This is a genomic window from Klebsiella sp. MBT K-1 (assembly GCF_002556465.1).
GTDB lineage: Bacteria > Pseudomonadota > Gammaproteobacteria > Enterobacterales > Enterobacteriaceae > Klebsiella > Klebsiella grimontii.
In genome coordinates, this window is the sequence record NZ_PDEL01000006.1 from 61,373 (window position 1) to 77,245 (window position 15,873).

The window sequence follows — 15,873 nt, forward strand, 5'->3', positions numbered from 1 at the left end:
CTCATTTCCACTCTTCTTTAATCACCGAGGGCACTTTGCTGATATCCACACCGCGTAGCTTAAGGGCGTCTTCATAAAACTGTTTGCTCTGTCCCGACTGGTAAATTTTGGCAAACTCTTCATTCAGGAAGTTGCGGAAGCGGGGATCGCTCTCTTTGCGCAGCGCGCCGCCGGTGCTGATGGCAATAATCGGTTTTGGCAGAATCAGGTTGCCTTTGTGCACTTTTGCCTGCTGCAGCGCTAGCGCCGGGTGAACGTACGAGAGGGCGTCGACGCGTCCGGCGTAGAAGGCTGCGACGCCTTCATCCATATTGGTAAAGCGCACCAGCTGCACTTTGGGTAATTTTTTGGTCAGTATCAGGTCCGGGCTGCTGCCGAGTGTGACGCCAATCTTAATATCCGGGCGATTAAGATCTTCCCAGCTCTCGGCCTTCACGCCGTCGCGGATCAGGACCCCCTGCGCATACCAGAGGAAGGGCTGGTCGGAAAAGTCGGCGGCTTTGCGGCGTTCATCGGTGGGGTCCAGCACCAGCATGGTATCAATCTGTCCGGCCTGCAGCGCGGCGACCGCATTCCCCCAGGTGGTTTCCACCGGCACCAGTTTTACGCCTAAATCTTTTGCCAGTACTTTACCTACGTTATAGCCAATGCCGTTCCACTGACCGGTGGCTGGATCTTTAAAATACCACGGTTCCCCCTGCGCGACTCCGATGCGCAATTCGCCCGATTGCTTAATATGATCCCACGTGGACTCTTCGGCATGGCTGAAAAAAGGCGCGGCGGCGATCGCCAGCGACAATAGCAATCTATGAATTTTTCTTGGCATATTTTTACCCTGATGAGAAAGTCATTTCTGAAAAATAACGTATTACGCGAACACGATAACGGAGTTTGTTATCAGTGCATTATTATTTTTTGGTTTAACTCATGCCCGAATGTTATTTACTGATACCTAAGCTGTTTACTTAAATCATGGCGTGTTGCACATATTATTCATAACTTAATGCGCTATTGTTCTAAGGTGTTTTATTTCCGTCGCCGAATTTAAAAATTTCGACCTGGTGGGAGTCATAGTTTGCGGGGTCGTTAAAAAATATCACTTCTGACTGGCAGGCTCATAAAAGCGCGGCAATATTAGCCCGACCAGCGTCCCGGCCTGAAATGATATCGCCGTGTCCCTTGCGCAGCGTCTGGCGATAGAGTGCGGAAGATAAAAACGCCTTTACCGGGTAAATTTCCCTATCCACGGGCTGCTTGTATCCTGTGACCAGAGTTGTAATAGCATCTCCCTGAACTTTTCCGCTGCAGGGCTAAGCGCCGTTTCTCTGCGCAGCACGAGACCGAGCGTGCGGCGAATAACCGGCTCAACGAGTGGACGGCTGACAAGAATATGATGCTCATCGGTCGGCATGGCCAGACTGGGAACCACTGCCACGCCAAGCCCTGCCTCTACCATACCCAGCGACGTCGACAGATGCCTGACTTCATAGAACCAGTTGGGCTTCCAGTCCATATTCTCCAGCGCTTGATCGATCAGCGAGCGGTTACCGCTTGAACGTCTTACGCCAATAAGCCTGAAGTTGGCCAGGTCTTCCCACAAGATCAGTGATTTCTGCGCCAGTTCGTGATCCCGTCGGCAGGCTAATACGAAAGGCTCATTGACCAGCGGCGAGAAATCGATATTGGGATGTGTGATGTTTATCATGTTTATGCCGAAATCTGCGTCACCGTTTAAGACGGCTTCAAGGCAATCGCTGGCGCTGTGCTCGAGGATTCGGATACGGATATTGGGATAGTGGTTGTTATAGTCCCTGATGACGGAGGGGAGGAAATAGAACGCTGCGGTGGGGAGACAGGACAGGGTGACGACACCGCTTTGATGGGTGGCCATTTCTTTAATACTCAGGATCGAGCTCTCATAAAAATCTATTAAATTCTTTGCCTTAGGTAAAAACTCTCTGCCTACAGCCGTGAGTTTAATGTTTCTGGTTGTCCGTTCAAATAGCGTAGCTCCCAGCTGCTCTTCAAGTTTTTTAATCCGCCGCGTTAATGCCGGTTGGGATGTGTGAAGAAAATGTGATGCTCTTGTGAAACATCCAATTTCTGCAATTTTAACAAACGCTTGTATACCTTGAAGATCGTGCAGCATGAGATTTCACTCCAGACTTTGTCGCGATGCAAACACACTACCCTAACCGCTATTTATACGCAAAACGTATTAATGGTTGGTTTTATTGGCATTAGCATTATGTATTCGTCTGTGGAATCCTGACATTGCTCTTATTAATGCGTGAAACGAGAAACATAATGTTAAAGATTCCTTGTGTACTGATGCGTGGCGGTACTTCGAAAGGCCCGGTGCTTCTGGCCAGTGATTTGCCGACAAAAATTGAAGAACGCGATGCTGTGCTGCTGGGCTTAATGGGCGCGGGTCACGAACTTGAAATTGATGGTATTGGCGGCGGCAGCCCCCAAACTAGTAAAGTCGCTATTGTTAGCCCCTCGGACAGTCCGGATGCTGATGTCGACTATTTATTTGTTCAGGTGATGGTCAACGAGCGTCGCGTCGATACCACGCCCAACTGCGGAAACATGCTCTGTGCCGTAGGGCCCTTTGCGATTGAAAAAGGCCTTGTTAAGGCGCAAAGTCCGGTGACGACAGTGCGTATTCGCAACCTGAATACCGGTACGCTGGTTGATGCGGAAGTACAAACGCCGAATTTTTATGTCAACTATGAAGGCGATACGCACATTGATGGCGTTCCCGGCTGCGCCGCGCCGATTGGCCTGACTTTCCTTAACTCCGCCGGATGCAAGACGGGAAAGCTGCTGCCAACCGGTAACGTCGTCGATGTGATTGATGATGTGGAAGTCACCTGCATCGATATGGCGATGCCGATGGTGCTGATTAGGGCTGAGCAGATGGGAAAAAGAGGGGACGAATCACCGGCCGAACTCGATGCCGATCGCGCGTTTATGAATAGGCTGGAAACGATCCGGCGTAAGGCGGGAGCGAAAATGGGGCTGGGCGATGTTGCCGATAAAGTGATCCCTAAACCGGTTCTGCTGAGTGAACCCGGCGCAGGCGGGACCATCAGAGTTCGTTATTTTATGCCTCATACCTGCCATAAATCTCTGGCTATTACGGGGTCTATCGGCATAGCAACGGCCACGATAATTGAAGGGTCGGTGGCCCATCACATTGTAGCCGTTCAGCCCAGGACGCCGTATACCAATATAATTAATATTGAACATCCAAGCGGGAAAATTTCGGTATCTTTACTCAAAGAGGGAAATGATATTGAAAAAACGCGTGCCGCAGTGATTAGAACTTCCCGTAAATTATTTGAAGGTACGGTTTGCGTCCCGGAATATGTTTTAGTGGAGGAATTATAAATATTTTATATCATTAATGCGGTGAAATACTGATGTCCTCTAGCGTGTAGTTGCTACATAACTCTGTACCTAAAAAAATAATGTCGAGGATTTTATGGCTATAACCCATACGAAAGATAATCAGCTTAATTCTGCTCCCGTCAAGGTCAGTAATTATATTCGGATCATCCTGGCCCTGGCGCTATCCGGCCTTGCAGAATTAGCCTCCCTGTTTTTTATTCAACCTTTGTTACCGGTTCTGGCTGTCGAATATGATGTGCCGGTTAGTCAGGTGAGTATCATTCTCTCTGCAGAAACGGCGCTTCTGGCTATAGGATTATTATTCACCGGGACGCTGTCCGATCATTACGGCAGAAAAAAATTAATTATCGTTTCGCTACTACTTGGCGGACTGCTGACGATGCTCTGTCCTCTGGTCGAATCATGGGCGATGCTGGTGGCTCTGCGTGCGGTTATTGGTCTGGCGCTCAGCGGTATCGCTGCTGCCGCAACTGCCTATATCAGCGAGGAGGTCGCGCCCGTGGTGGCTGGGGTGGTCACTGGATACTTCGTCTTTGGTAACTCGATGGGAGGGATGTCCGGGCGTATTGTGGCGAGCCAACTGATCGACCATATCTCAATAAACACCATTTTCTATGGTTTTGCGATCAGCCTGATTTTGGTTGCTTTGCTGGTTAACTTTTTACTCCCGTCGTCTCAGAACTTTAAGCCAACGCAAAACCTTAATGTTCTTCGCGTAGTGAAAGGCGCAGCATCTCACTTTAAAAATAAAAAACTGGCGTTAGCTTTTGTGATTAGCTTTATCATTTTTGGGGTATTTACCTCTCTCTATAACTACCTGGCTTTCTTCCTGAAAGGCGAACCGTTTCATATTTCTCCGGCGAATGCGGGCCTGCTCTCCTTTAGCTTTGCCTTAAGCTTTTTCACCGCCCCTCAGGCGGGACGACTTTCCGCAAAATACGGCAGTATGAGAGTCCTGCGTGCGCTGTTTGTGATGATGGCGCTAGGAATGTTGCTGACTTTAACCTCTAACGTCGTCACCTTTATTATTGGCGCGGTTATTTTTACCGGCTGTTTCTTTGGTTGTCACTCCATTGGTTTAAGTTGGGTAAGCAAAAATGCAACGCATGCACGTGGCCAGGCCGTCGCGCTGTATCTGTTCTTCTACTACATGGGCGGCTCAGTGATTGGTTTCGTGAACGGTTTTGTTTTCCACTCTATGGGCTGGCAGGGGATGACGGGATTCATTATTGCGCTACTGGCCGTTGGCGCGGTGGTCGCAACGTATTTGTCTTCCAGCGAAACAAAAGCCATGGTTCCGGTTGAGTCTTAAATCCTTCGTAGCGAAGTAAATTACTCACGTCATGTCTAATGGCGTGAGGAAAGAAATTCAATGTTAGTAAGGTGTCATCATGAAATTAGCAAGCTATGTTCATCATGGTCGTAAGAGTTATGGAATTTTGACGGATACAGGCATTATTGACCTGGGTAGCAAAATTGGTCATCAATATCGTACGCTGAAGGACTTACTGCAGTGGGGCGCCATTGAGATAGCCGGGCAATATGTTAATTATCCGGTCGATATTATGATGGCTGATATTACTTTTTTACCAGTTATTGAAAGCCCTGGGAAAATTTTCTGCGTCGGTATGAACTATGCGGAAAAAAGAAAAGAGTTTTCTGAAACGAACGATGCGCCGACCCTTTTCGTTCGTTTCCCTGACTCGCAAACCGGTCATGCAACGCCGATATTAAAACCCGCGCTATCTAATGAATTTGATTATGAAGGCGAGCTAGCCGTTATTATAGGCAAACCGGGTATGAATATCGATATCGACGCTGCCCTGAGCCATGTTGCCGGCTATAGCTGCTATATGGATGGTTCGGTGCGCGACTGGCAGCATGCCTGGTTTACCGCCGGGAAAAACTGGCGGCAGACCGGCGCATTTGGTCCCTGCCTGACAACCGTTGATGAAATACCTGACCCCCACCGCTTGTCTATTCAAACCTATTTGAACGGCATCATGGTTCAGAATGATTCGACGAGCAATATGATCCATAAAGTCGCCGATCTGATTAGCTATATCAGTACTTTTACTGCGCTCAGCGCCGGCGATGTCATTATTACCGGCTCCCCAGGCGGCGTCGGTAAAAAAAGAACCCCCCCTCTCTTTATGCATCAAGGCGATCGGGTCGAGGTGGTTATTGAAAATATTGGCCATCTCATGAATACGATTGTCGAATCAAAACCGCAGCACGAAATGCAGATGTCGTAGTCTCCGCGGGCTCGGGCAAGATTATTTTTTGACGCCCATTAAGGTATGGGCAGGAGAAACAAGATGTACACCGACCAAACGCTAGAATTCGAGAGAGTGGAAACTAGCAACGGTACCTTCAGAGAAGAAATTATTCTCTTTCTGAAGAACAATGGATTAGGTATCGACGGCGACATTGAGCAATTTGTTGTCGCGCGCTGCCAGCGGCAGCTGGTTGCCTGCGCCGGGCTTGCGGGGAATACGTTAAAATGCATTGCGGTTGCCAGAGAGTGGCGCGGGACGGCGTTAGGCCTGAAAATCATTCATGAAGCGGAGCTGCTGGCTGTTCAGAACGGCGAACATCAGCTTTTTCTCCTGACGTGTCCGGATAATGTTCGGTCGTTCCAGGGATGCGGATTTTATCCTTTGGTCACCCTTGATAACAGGGCGACGCTGATGGAGAATTCGCCGGTTGGCATCCATCGCTACTGCCGCCAACTGCGGGGCCAGCATTTGGTGACGGCCGGAAATATCGGCGGGATTGTGATGAATGCAAATCCCTTTACGTTAGGGCACCAGTATCTGATTGAGCAGGCTGCAAAAGCTTGCGACTGGCTGCATGTCTTTGTCGTTGAGGAAGATCTGTCCACGTTTTCCTTTCGGCAACGGTTTGCCATGGTTCAGGAGGGGTCACGGCATTTGCCTAATATTACGGTCCATCCTGGCTCAAAATATATTATTTCTCGAGGAACATTCCCCGGTTACTTTCTCAAAGAAAAACAAATTATTAACGAGGTGTATGCCGCAATAGATTTGCTTATGTTCCGCCGTTACATTGCACCGGCTTTAAATATTAATCAGCGCTTTGTTGGTACTGAACCCTTCTGTAAGGTGACCGCGCAATATAATGACGCAATGCATCACTGGCTGGAGGATGAGATGACAATACCTGCCGCCAGTATCAAGGTGAATGAGATTCAGCGGATGACCGATATGAATAATCTTCCCATCTCCGCCTCTGCGGTCAGGAAATTGTTAAATCACGAAGATATGCACACCGTTAAATGTATGGTGCCTGCAACTACGATGCCTTATTTATATAAATGGTTATCAACGAATCAATCAAAGCAGCCCGATTTGGATATGGTCGATGCTTAATAAATAATTGTTCAGGATATTTATATGAAAATATTACATGCGGCAATCGCCGGGACGCTCGAATCCAGCGACCTGGTTGTCAAAGTCAGCCCCTACGATGATGGGCTCGATATAACTATCAACAGTGAAGTGCACAAACAATTTGGTGAACAGATTACGGCAGTGGTCAATGAAACACTTTCCATATTAAACGTTACGCAGGGCCAGATTATTGTGGAGGATAAGGGTGCGCTGGACTGTGTTATCCGCGCCAGAATGCAGGCGGCGATTTTACGGGGAACGGCCAGCAACGAAATTGCGTGGGAAAAATTATGATGAAAAAATTACGTCGCAGCATGCTTTTTTTACCGGGTTCAAGCGCCGCTATGCTTTCAACCGCCTTTATTTATAAACCCGATTCAATCATGTTTGACCTGGAAGATGCGGTCTCGTTGAAAGAGAAAGACAGCGCGCGGCTGCTGGTGTTCCATGCGTTACAGCATCCTATGTATAAAGATATTGAAACCGTTGTCAGGATTAACCCGCTGAATACGCCGTTTGGCTTAAAAGACCTCGAAGCGGCGGTGCGCGCCGGCGTCGATGTTATCCGTTTACCCAAAACCGATACGCCGGAAGATATTTATCAGCTTGAGCGTGAAATTGTGCGTATTGAAGAGAGCTGCGGCCGTCCGGTGGGCTCTACGCAGCTCATGGCGGCGATTGAATCGGCGGTGGGCGTCATTAATGCCGTCGCTATCGCCAGGGCATCTCAACGTCTGATGGGGATTGCGCTGGCGGCGTTTGATTACGTCATGGATATGCAAACGGAACGCGGCGACGGTACGGAGTTGTTTTACGCGCGCTGCGCGGTATTACATGCGGCCCGTGGGGCAGGCATTGATGCGTTTGACGTGGTCTATGCCGATATTAATGACGAAGCCGGCTTTTTGAAAGAAGTGGATTTGATTAAGCGTATGGGCTTTAACGGTAAGTCGCTTATTAATCCACGGCAGATTGAGATCTTACATAATGCCTATGCCCCCACTCAGGAAGAGGTTGATTACGCCGAGCGTGTAATTGCCGCGGCCGAAGAAGGGGAGCGTAGCGGACTTGGGGTGATTTCACTGAACGGCAAAATGATTGACGCGCCGATCATCAACCATGCCCGGGTGGTTATTGAACGTAAAAATGCCTCCGGCATCCGTCAATAATCTCCATTCAGTCACCAGCAACAGGATTTAACTATGAATCAATTAACCGAAGCCCTTCATAATATATCCGGCGCCCAGCATCAGTATGAGGTATTTTCCGGCGCAAATACCCATACGCCCTATCTTGCGGATACCCGGCAAAAATATCAGCGCAAACTTTTCGACACGCTGGATGAAGTTTTATCGCGCTGCGATTTACGCGATGGGATGACCGTTTCATTTCATCACGCCTTCCGCGAGGGTGATAAAGTAATTAACTACGTTATGGCCAGGCTGGCGGAAAAAGGCCTGCGAGGGTTGACGCTGGCGTCAAGTTCCCTGATGACCTGCAACACGCCGCTGATCGAGCATATTAAACAAGGCGTTATTAGCAAAATCTATACCTCCGGGATGCGCGGTGAATTAGCGGATGCGATTTCACACGGCCTGATGGAGGAGCCGGTACAGATCCACTCGCACGGCGGCAGGGTCAATCTGATTGAAAAGGGTGAAATTAATATTGATGTCGCGTTCCTGGCGGTCTCCTGCTGCGACGAATATGGCAATGCCAGCGGCAGCGGCGGTAAATCCCGGTGCGGCTCACTTGGCTACGCGATGGTCGATGCAAAATATGCCCGAAAGGTGGTTTTGCTGACGGAAAGCATTGAACCGTTTCCGTACATGCCGGCCAGCATTATTCAGGATCAGGTTGATTATATTGTCAAAATCGACAGCGTAGGCGACCCGGCGAAAATCAGCGTTGGCGCCGCGCGCGTGACCAGCAATCCGCGAGAGCTGATGATCGCGCGGTCTGCTGCGGACGTCATTGAGCATTCCGGTTATTTTCGCGATGGCTTTTCCCTGCAAACGGGATCGGGCGCGGCGTCCACCGCCTGTACGCGATTCCTGGAATCCCGCATGAGGAAACACAATATCGTCGCCAGCTTTGCCTTAGGCGGCATTACCGGCAGCATTGTCGATCTGCATGAAAAGGGGCTGATTACTAAGCTGCTGGATACACAAAGTTTTGATGGCGCGGCGGGAGAGTCGCTGGCGAAAAATCCGCACCACGTTGAAATTTCGACCAGCGTTTACGCCAACCCGGCGGCGAAAGCCGCCTGCTGCGACCGCGTGGATATCGTCATCTTAAGCGCGCTGGAAATTGATACGGATTTTAACGTCAACGTTCTGACCGGCTCCGACGGTGTGATGCGCGGCGCATCGGGCGGACATTGCGATGTCGCTGCGGCGGCAAATTTAACTATCGTGGTCGCGCCCCTGATCCGCAGCCGCATTCCCACCGTCGTCAGGCGCGTCACGACCCGCGTAACGCCGGGAGAGAGCATTGACGTGCTCGTCACCGACCACGGCATTGCCGTGAATCCTGCCCGCCCGGAAGTCAAAGAGAGGCTGACGGCGGCCGGTTTGCCGGTTGTTGATATCGAGGCGCTTTATCAGACATCGCTGGTGATTTCTGGCGAACCGAAACCTATTGAGTTTACCTCGCGCATTGTCGGCGTCGTGCGTTATCGCGATGGCAGCGTCATTGACGTTGTAAGGCAGGTGAAAGAATGATCGACGAAACGACAAACGCTTCCTGCGCCACTCTCACCCTTGAGGAGGTCCTCAGAGCCAGAGAAGCGCGCGCGAGTGTACAACAGGCGTGGCTGCGCCGCTTCGAACAACCGATGGTATCCACCACGCTTGTCTGGCCCGGAGAGGTAAAAGATACGCCGCTTGCCCGGCAGGTTATGGCGGAGGCGACGGACGCGTTGAGCCAGCTGTTGCTGAAACATCGCTGGGGCGTTTCCAGACACGACGTTCGTTTTCAGCCTACCGGGCCCGAAGCGTTCTGGTCCGTAGCGGCGCCAGCCTGGATGATCAAGCACGTGACGGCGCATCTTGAAGATCATCATCCTCTCGGGCGTCTGTGGGATATCGATGTTTTTTGTCCCACATCCGGATTAATTAAGCGCAGCGCGATCCGACAGCCGATGCGCAAATGCTTCATTTGCAATGAGGCTGCCCACGTCTGTTCCCGTATGCGCCGCCATTCTCAGAATGAACTTGCGCAAGTGATTGAGGATTTAGCCTATGACTACTTTCGCGGTGAACGTTGAACGGGCTGAGCAACGGGAAAGCATCGCCTGGCTGGCTGCCGAGGCGATGTATCGGGAAGTGAGATTAACGCCAAAGCCCGGGCTGGTTGATGGCGAGAACAATGGTGCGCATCGTGATATGAACATTGCGCTGTTTATGTCCAGTATTCGCGCCGTCTCGCCCTGGTTTCCGCGCTTTTTTGCGCAGGGAAAGGCGACGGCGGATTTGCCTGCCCCGCAGACGCTATTGGCGATAAGGCCCACAGGACTGGCCTGCGAACAGGCGATGTTTAACGCCACGGGGGGAGTCAACACCCACAAAGGCGGCATTTTTTCCCTCGGCCTGCTGTGCGCCGCCGCTGGGCGCCTTGTTAAGCGCAACCAGATGCTTAGCCAGCGCAATCTGTGCGAGGAAACCCGCGCGATGTGCGCGGGCCTGGTTAGCCAGGAACTGAAAAGAAAGGGCCTCGCCAAAACCAAAGGCGAGCATATTTTTCAGCGCTTTGGGCTTAGCGGCGCGCGGGGTGAGGCTGAGAACGGCTTTTATACCGTCAGGCAGTTCGGGCTGCCGCAGTGGCAGAAAGCGCGGCGGGAGGGGTTATCTGAGCAGGATGCGCTGCTCAGGATGCTGCTGGCCCTGATGGCCTTCAACCCCGATACCAATGTGGTGTCCCGGGGCGGGCTGAGTGGCCTGCAGTATGTGCAGCGCTATGCGCAACGCGTTCTGAAGATAGAACACCTGGCGGGTGAAAAGCTCAGAAAAGCGCTGAGACACATGGATAAGGCGTTGATTGACAGAAATATTAGCCCTGGCGGCAGCGCGGATCTCCTTGCCGTTGGCTGGGTACTTTCCCATTACCCGGCCTGACGGGCGGTACTGAACGTGGAGAGGAAGGCTTTATGACTACCCAACGTCTGGAACAGCTCAGCGAGAAGTTGACGATTATTCTGGTACCGGGCCTGCGAGACAGCGATGAGCATCACTGGCAAAGCTGTTGGAGTCGTCGTTTTCCTTTTTGGAAGCGGATAAGCCAGCGGAACTGGCTGGAGCCGGATATCGATGCCTGGGTATCCGCTATCCGTCGGGAGCTGGCTATCTGTCAGCGGCCGGCCGTGCTGGTCGGCCACAGCTTTGGGGCGCTCGCCGCATGTCGCCTCATTCAGACGCAAAAGGTGAACATCGCGGGTATCGTCATGGTTGCGCCTGCGGAGCCATCGCTCTTCGAACTGGACGAGGCGGTAATTCCCGAGATGCTGCGGGTGCCCAGCCTCCTGTTTGCCAGCCGAAACGATCCGTTAATGACCTTTAAGCGAGCGCAGTACTGGGCGCAATGCTGGGGAGGGCGGTTAATCGATCTGGGTGACGCCGGGCATATTAATGCTGAGTCCGGATTCGGGGAGTGGAATTATGGTCTGGAGCAGTTAGCAGAATTTTGTGAAGGCTTACCGCAATTTATTAAAACTTAATTTTACCAACCGAATATCGCTATTACATAAACAACCTTCAGATAAATAACATCTGAAACGGAGAGCATATGTTAGAAGCTTATAATAAGCATGTGGACGAACGTGCTGAAAAAAATATTCCACCGAAGCCGTTAACCGCTGAGCAAACGCAAGAATTAATTACATTACTGACCAGCAAGACCTGCGATGATAAACATGCCCTTGTACAACTGTTAGCGCATCGCGTGCCGCCGGGCGTCGATCCGGCGGCGAAGATTAAAGCCGATTTTCTTTATCAGCAGATCAAAGAAGAAAACCCGGCGAGTATTATTGCGCCTCAGCAGGCTATTGAACTGCTGGGCACCATGCAGGGCGGTTATAATGTTCAACCGCTCATTCACTTACTGGACGATCCCCGCTGGGCCAGCAGCGCAGCGGAACAATTAAGCGCCACGCTGCTTATTTTTGAAAAATTTAAGGATGTGGAAGAAAAGGCGAAACAAGGAAATGCCTGGGCGCAAAAAGTGATTCAGTCATGGGCCGACGCCGAATGGTTTTTACGTCGCCCGGCGCTGCCGGAGAAGATCACGCTGAAAGTATTTAAAGTGACGGGGGAAACCAATACTGATGATTTGTCCCCTGCGCCCGAGGCATGGTCACGTCCGGATATTCCTCTGCATGCCTTGTCCATGTTGTGTCATCCGCGCGACGGCGTCAGCCCGGATGAACCGGGAAGCCGCGGGCCGATACGACAGCTAGAGCAGTTAAAGAAAGAGGGCTATCCGCTGGTCTACGTCGGCGATGTCGTCGGCACCGGCTCTTCGCGAAAATCGGCTACTAACTCTATTTTATGGCACCTTGGCAACGATATTCCATGGGTGCCGAATAAACGAAGCGGCGGCTTTGTTTTTGGCGGCAATATTGCGCCCATCTTTTTTAATACCCTGGAAGATTCCGGCGCGCTGCCCCTTGAAATGGATGTTTCCGCGCTATCCACGGGAATGCTGATTGATCTCTATCCGTATCGCGGGGAGATTTGCGAAACCAACAGCCAGCGTCCTGTTACCTCATTTTCCCTGAAAACGGACGTTCTGCTGGATGAAGTGCGCGCCGGAGGGCGCATTCCGCTGATTATTGGCCGCAGCCTGACGGCCAGAGCGCGGCAATCACTGAACCTTGCGCCCTCCGACGTTTTCCGCCGGCCGAAAGCGCCGGCACCCTCCGCCGCCGGCTTTACGCTGGCGCAGAAAATAGTGGGGAGAGCCTGCGGCGTTGCCGGGATCCGACCAGGACAGTACTGCGAGCCGCGAGTCACCACCGTCGGTTCGCAGGATACCACCGGAGGAATGACGCGCGATGAGCTTACCGATCTGGCCTGCCTGAGTTTTTCCGCTGATTTGGTTATGCAGTCTTTCTGCCATACCTCGGCCTATCCCAAGCCGGTTGATGTGAAGCTGCATGAAACGCTGCCTGAATTTATCAGCCGCCGGAACGGCGTGGCGCTGAAGCCGGGTGATGGCATTATCCACTCCTGGCTTAACCGTATGCTAATTCCTGATACTGTAGGGACCGGGGCGGATTCGCACACCCGTTTCCCGCTTGGCATCTCTTTCCCCGGGGGCTCCGGGCTGGTGGCCTTTGCTGCGGCAACGGGTATTATGCCGCTGGATATGCCGGAGTCCGTACTGGTCCGTTTTACGGGAGAGATGCAGCCGGGGATAACCCTGCGCGATCTGGTTCACGCCATTCCGCTCTATGCCCGTAAGCAGGGATTACTGACGGTGGAGAAAAAAAATAAGATCAATATCTTCTCCGGTCGTATCCTGGAAATCGAAGGGCTCGGGATGCTGAAAGCGGAGCAGGCCTTTGAACTGGCCGACGCCTCGGCCGAACGCTCCGCAGCGGCGTGCGTGCTGCGTCTGGAAGAAGATAACGTGGCGGAATACCTGCGCTCCAATGCCACATTGCTACGCTGGATGATTAATCAGGGCTATGAAAATGCCGACACGCTGGCGCGGCGAATTGCGGAAATTGAGGCGTGGCTGGCGAATCCGTCGCTGCTAGTGGCCGATGAGAACGCCGAATATGCCGCGGTGATTGAGATCGATCTCACGGAAATTACCGAACCTATCGTCTGCGCGCCTAACGATCCGGATGACGCCCGGCTGCTGTCGGAAGTCGCGCGTACGCCGATAGATGAAGTCTTTATTGGCTCCTGCATGACGAATATTGGCCATTTCCGCGCCGCCGGTAAAATTATTGCCGATGCCCGCGAGATACCCGTACGGCTGTGGCTGGCTCCGCCGACGAAAATGGATGCGCGTCAGCTTGCCAGTGAAGGCTACTTTAATCAGTTTATAAAAACGGGTGCCAGAATCGAACCCGCCGGCTGTTCGCTGTGTATGGGGAATCAGGCGCGGGTACGTCAGGGCAGTTCCGTTATTTCGACATCGACTCGTAACTTTCCGAATCGTCTGGGCACCGATGCGAACGTTTTTTTAGCGTCGGCAGAGCTGAGCGCCGTGACGGCGATGATAGGGAAAATGCCGACCGTTGAACAATATTTCTGGCACATGGATAAAATCAAAGCAACAAGGGACGATATTTATCGTTACCTGAACTTCGATCGGTTGCCAGAGTATCAGTCAACGAATGATGAAAAAAATATTATTAAAACATTCGCTGGCTAATTCTTTACTGCATTAAGCAATAACGGTGAATAGCTCACTTATTCAGCAGAAGCTTCAGAAGAAAGAGGCTTCTGCTTTTAACGACACGGATTGTAGCCGAGGTGCAGCATGTTGAAGTCAAAGCTAATAAAAATAGCGGTGCTTATTTTTATTATTATATTAGCAATCATCATTCCACCCCCCGAGGGATTAACGAAAGAAGCCTGGATACTGGCCGGCATCTACCTGGCGTCCATTATAGGGCTGGTGAGTAAGCCTTATCCTGAGCCCGTGATTATGATGTCGGCGGTAGGCTTGTCATGCTTAACGGTGGTAAGATTTGATGACTCCCCCGTCAAGTCAATGGATGTACTGAGCGGTTTTTCCTCGGGAACGACATGGTTGGTATTTAGCGCGTTTACTTTGAGCGCCGCTTTTGTCACTACCGGGTTGGGGAAACGTCTGGCGTACTGGTTTATTTTAAAATTTGGTGGGACAACTCTACGGCTAGGGTACGTCACGGCGCTGTTGGATTTAATGCTGTCACCGGCGACGCCTTCTAACACCGCACGCGCCGGCGGCGTCGTATTCCCGATTATCAATAGCATTGCCCTGGTGTTAGGTTCAACGCCAAAAGAGAGTCCGCGTCAGGCCGGACGTTATCTGATGGTGAATATCTATATGGTGACTAAAACCACCAGCTATATGTTTTTGACCGCGTTTGCCGGAAATGCTTTAGCGTTACAGTTAATTTCCGATATTTTTCATATCCGCATAAGCTGGGTAGGATGGGCTCTGGCGGGGGTACCGCTTGGGCTATTGATGTTAGCCGTCATTCCTTATATCACCTACAAAATAGTGCGCCCGCAATTAAAAAAAATAGACAATGTAAAAATAGCCACTGCGGGCCTGAATGACCTGGGACCCATCAGTTCGAAAGAGAAAGGGCTGATCGTGGTCTTTATCTCCGCGCTCTCAGGCTGGATATTTTCTCATTATCTGGGGCTGAATGAATCCTCCGTTGCGGTGATTGCCATGGCTGGCGCTTTGCTCGCGAATGTTATTTGCTGGAATGATGTGCTGCAAAATAAGGGCGGCTGGAATACGTTAATCTGGTACGGCGGCATTATTGGACTGAGTGCGACCTTAAGCAAAGAGGGATTTTTTAAATGGCTTGCCGCCTTTATGTCCGCGCATCTGGATTTCCTCGGCGCCGGTAACACGACCATTGTGATTATTGTTTTTTTAAGCATCATCGTGCGCTATTTATTCGCCTCCGGCGGTGCATACGTCGCGGCTATGGTTCCCGTCTTCGCTACCGTCGGACTGGTTACCGGTACGGCGCCTGCGCTGCTGGCGCTTGCGATCCTGTTTTCTAACTCTTACGGGGGCTGTATCACGCACTATGGCGGTGCCGCCGGGCCGATTATCTTTGCCGCCGGTTATAACGATATTAAATCCTGGTGGTTAACCGGGACCATAATCGCTTTATTAACGTTTCTGCTGCATATGGTTGTCGGCATTCCGTGGTGGGGCTTTTTGATTCAGCACGGAATACTCTGAGGCCAGCCTTGTTTTTTATTACCTGGCGGCTCGTGATATAACGAAAAAAACCCGACATGATGTCAGGGTTTTTGAACTGGCGTGAGTCCATCATCAGCAGCGAAGCTGAAATCTACCG

General features: G+C 51.4%; 14 protein-coding genes. 12 read left to right on the forward strand and 2 right to left on the reverse strand.

Annotated elements, in window-relative coordinates; all coding sequences use genetic code 11:
- Position 1: 1 nt before the first annotated feature.
- Both CMQ96_RS10105 and CMQ96_RS10110 read right to left on the reverse strand, forming a co-directional pair.
- Positions 2 to 826, reverse strand: a complete 825-nt coding sequence (locus CMQ96_RS10105) for a transporter substrate-binding domain-containing protein (RefSeq protein ID WP_049090215.1) — start codon at positions 824 to 826, stop codon at positions 2 to 4.
- Between the two features lie 396 nt (positions 827 to 1,222).
- Positions 1,223 to 2,149: a LysR family transcriptional regulator gene (locus tag CMQ96_RS10110; RefSeq protein ID WP_004131117.1), complete on the reverse strand. Its 927-nt coding sequence runs from the start codon at positions 2,147 to 2,149 to the stop codon at positions 1,223 to 1,225.
- 158 nt (positions 2,150 to 2,307) lie between these two features.
- Here CMQ96_RS10110 and CMQ96_RS10115 point away from each other — a divergent pair, with 158 nt between their 5' ends.
- The 12 genes from CMQ96_RS10115 (at position 2,308) to CMQ96_RS10170 (ending at position 15,755) form a co-directional block, all read left to right on the forward strand.
- Positions 2,308 to 3,396 carry a 4-oxalomesaconate tautomerase gene (locus CMQ96_RS10115; protein ID WP_098066730.1) on the forward strand — a complete coding sequence of 363 codons (1,089 nt, stop codon included), beginning with the start codon at positions 2,308 to 2,310 and terminating at the stop codon, positions 3,394 to 3,396.
- Positions 3,397 to 3,490: 94 nt separating this feature from the next.
- Positions 3,491 to 4,729: an MFS transporter gene (locus CMQ96_RS10120; RefSeq protein WP_024359626.1), complete on the forward strand. Its 1,239-nt coding sequence runs from the start codon at positions 3,491 to 3,493 to the stop codon at positions 4,727 to 4,729.
- Between the two features lie 79 nt (positions 4,730 to 4,808).
- A complete protein-coding gene (locus tag CMQ96_RS10125) occupies positions 4,809 to 5,672 on the forward strand; it encodes a fumarylacetoacetate hydrolase family protein (protein WP_098066732.1) in 864 nt (287 codons plus the stop codon).
- A 63-nt stretch (positions 5,673 to 5,735) separates the two neighbouring features.
- Positions 5,736 to 6,809 carry a [citrate (pro-3S)-lyase] ligase gene (gene citC / locus CMQ96_RS10130; RefSeq protein ID WP_098066734.1) on the forward strand — a complete coding sequence of 358 codons (1,074 nt, stop codon included), beginning with the start codon at positions 5,736 to 5,738 and terminating at the stop codon, positions 6,807 to 6,809.
- 24 nt (positions 6,810 to 6,833) lie between these two features.
- The gene (gene citD / locus CMQ96_RS10135; RefSeq protein WP_098066736.1) at positions 6,834 to 7,124 is read left to right on the forward strand and encodes a citrate lyase acyl carrier protein; all 291 of its coding nucleotides are present in this window, start codon (positions 6,834 to 6,836) and stop codon (positions 7,122 to 7,124) included.
- Entirely contained in the window at positions 7,124 to 7,999 is an 876-nt protein-coding gene (gene citE, locus CMQ96_RS10140; RefSeq protein WP_024359623.1) for a citrate (pro-3S)-lyase subunit beta, read from the forward strand. The genes citD and citE overlap by 1 nt, the downstream gene beginning before the upstream one ends.
- A gap of 33 nt (positions 8,000 to 8,032) precedes the next feature.
- Complete coding sequence (citF, locus tag CMQ96_RS10145; RefSeq protein WP_024359622.1) at positions 8,033 to 9,553, forward strand: citrate lyase subunit alpha; 1,521 nt, start codon at positions 8,033 to 8,035, stop codon at positions 9,551 to 9,553.
- Positions 9,550 to 10,098 (forward strand): citrate lyase holo-[acyl-carrier protein] synthase, encoded by a 549-nt coding sequence (gene citX / locus CMQ96_RS10150; RefSeq protein WP_098066738.1) that lies wholly within the window; start codon positions 9,550 to 9,552, stop codon positions 10,096 to 10,098. Before citF ends, citX begins: the two co-directional genes overlap by 4 nt.
- Positions 10,073 to 10,945 carry a triphosphoribosyl-dephospho-CoA synthase CitG gene (citG, locus tag CMQ96_RS10155; RefSeq protein ID WP_098066740.1) on the forward strand — a complete coding sequence of 291 codons (873 nt, stop codon included), beginning with the start codon at positions 10,073 to 10,075 and terminating at the stop codon, positions 10,943 to 10,945. The genes citX and citG overlap by 26 nt, the downstream gene beginning before the upstream one ends.
- A 32-nt stretch (positions 10,946 to 10,977) precedes the next feature.
- Positions 10,978 to 11,544, forward strand: coding sequence for an alpha/beta hydrolase (locus CMQ96_RS10160; protein WP_024359619.1), 567 nt, complete (start codon positions 10,978 to 10,980; stop codon positions 11,542 to 11,544).
- Positions 11,545 to 11,612: 68 nt separating this feature from the next.
- Positions 11,613 to 14,213: a bifunctional aconitate hydratase 2/2-methylisocitrate dehydratase gene (acnB, locus tag CMQ96_RS10165; protein WP_098066742.1), complete on the forward strand. Its 2,601-nt coding sequence runs from the start codon at positions 11,613 to 11,615 to the stop codon at positions 14,211 to 14,213.
- Between the two features lie 108 nt (positions 14,214 to 14,321).
- A complete protein-coding gene (locus tag CMQ96_RS10170; RefSeq protein ID WP_098066744.1) occupies positions 14,322 to 15,755 on the forward strand; it encodes an anion permease in 1,434 nt (477 codons plus the stop codon).
- Positions 15,756 to 15,873 lie beyond the last annotated feature (118 nt).

What these genes read in the sequence shown, in the direction of transcription:
- CMQ96_RS10105 (WP_049090215.1), bottom strand. Translation starts at nt 826, where the DNA reads ATGCCAAGAAAAATTCATAGATTGCTATTGTCGCTGGCGATCGCCGCC.
- CMQ96_RS10110 (WP_004131117.1), bottom strand. Translation starts at nt 2,149, where the DNA reads ATGCTGCACGATCTTCAAGGTATACAAGCGTTTGTTAAAATTGCAGAA.
- CMQ96_RS10115 (WP_098066730.1), top strand. Translation starts at nt 2,308, where the DNA reads ATGTTAAAGATTCCTTGTGTACTGATGCGTGGCGGTACTTCGAAAGGC.
- CMQ96_RS10120 (WP_024359626.1), top strand. Translation starts at nt 3,491, where the DNA reads ATGGCTATAACCCATACGAAAGATAATCAGCTTAATTCTGCTCCCGTC.
- CMQ96_RS10125 (WP_098066732.1), top strand. Translation starts at nt 4,809, where the DNA reads ATGAAATTAGCAAGCTATGTTCATCATGGTCGTAAGAGTTATGGAATT.
- citC (WP_098066734.1), top strand. Translation starts at nt 5,736, where the DNA reads ATGTACACCGACCAAACGCTAGAATTCGAGAGAGTGGAAACTAGCAAC.
- citD (WP_098066736.1), top strand. Translation starts at nt 6,834, where the DNA reads ATGAAAATATTACATGCGGCAATCGCCGGGACGCTCGAATCCAGCGAC.
- citE (WP_024359623.1), top strand. Translation starts at nt 7,124, where the DNA reads ATGAAAAAATTACGTCGCAGCATGCTTTTTTTACCGGGTTCAAGCGCC.
- citF (WP_024359622.1), top strand. Translation starts at nt 8,033, where the DNA reads ATGAATCAATTAACCGAAGCCCTTCATAATATATCCGGCGCCCAGCAT.
- citX (WP_098066738.1), top strand. Translation starts at nt 9,550, where the DNA reads ATGATCGACGAAACGACAAACGCTTCCTGCGCCACTCTCACCCTTGAG.
- citG (WP_098066740.1), top strand. Translation starts at nt 10,073, where the DNA reads ATGACTACTTTCGCGGTGAACGTTGAACGGGCTGAGCAACGGGAAAGC.
- CMQ96_RS10160 (WP_024359619.1), top strand. Translation starts at nt 10,978, where the DNA reads ATGACTACCCAACGTCTGGAACAGCTCAGCGAGAAGTTGACGATTATT.
- acnB (WP_098066742.1), top strand. Translation starts at nt 11,613, where the DNA reads ATGTTAGAAGCTTATAATAAGCATGTGGACGAACGTGCTGAAAAAAAT.
- CMQ96_RS10170 (WP_098066744.1), top strand. Translation starts at nt 14,322, where the DNA reads ATGTTGAAGTCAAAGCTAATAAAAATAGCGGTGCTTATTTTTATTATT.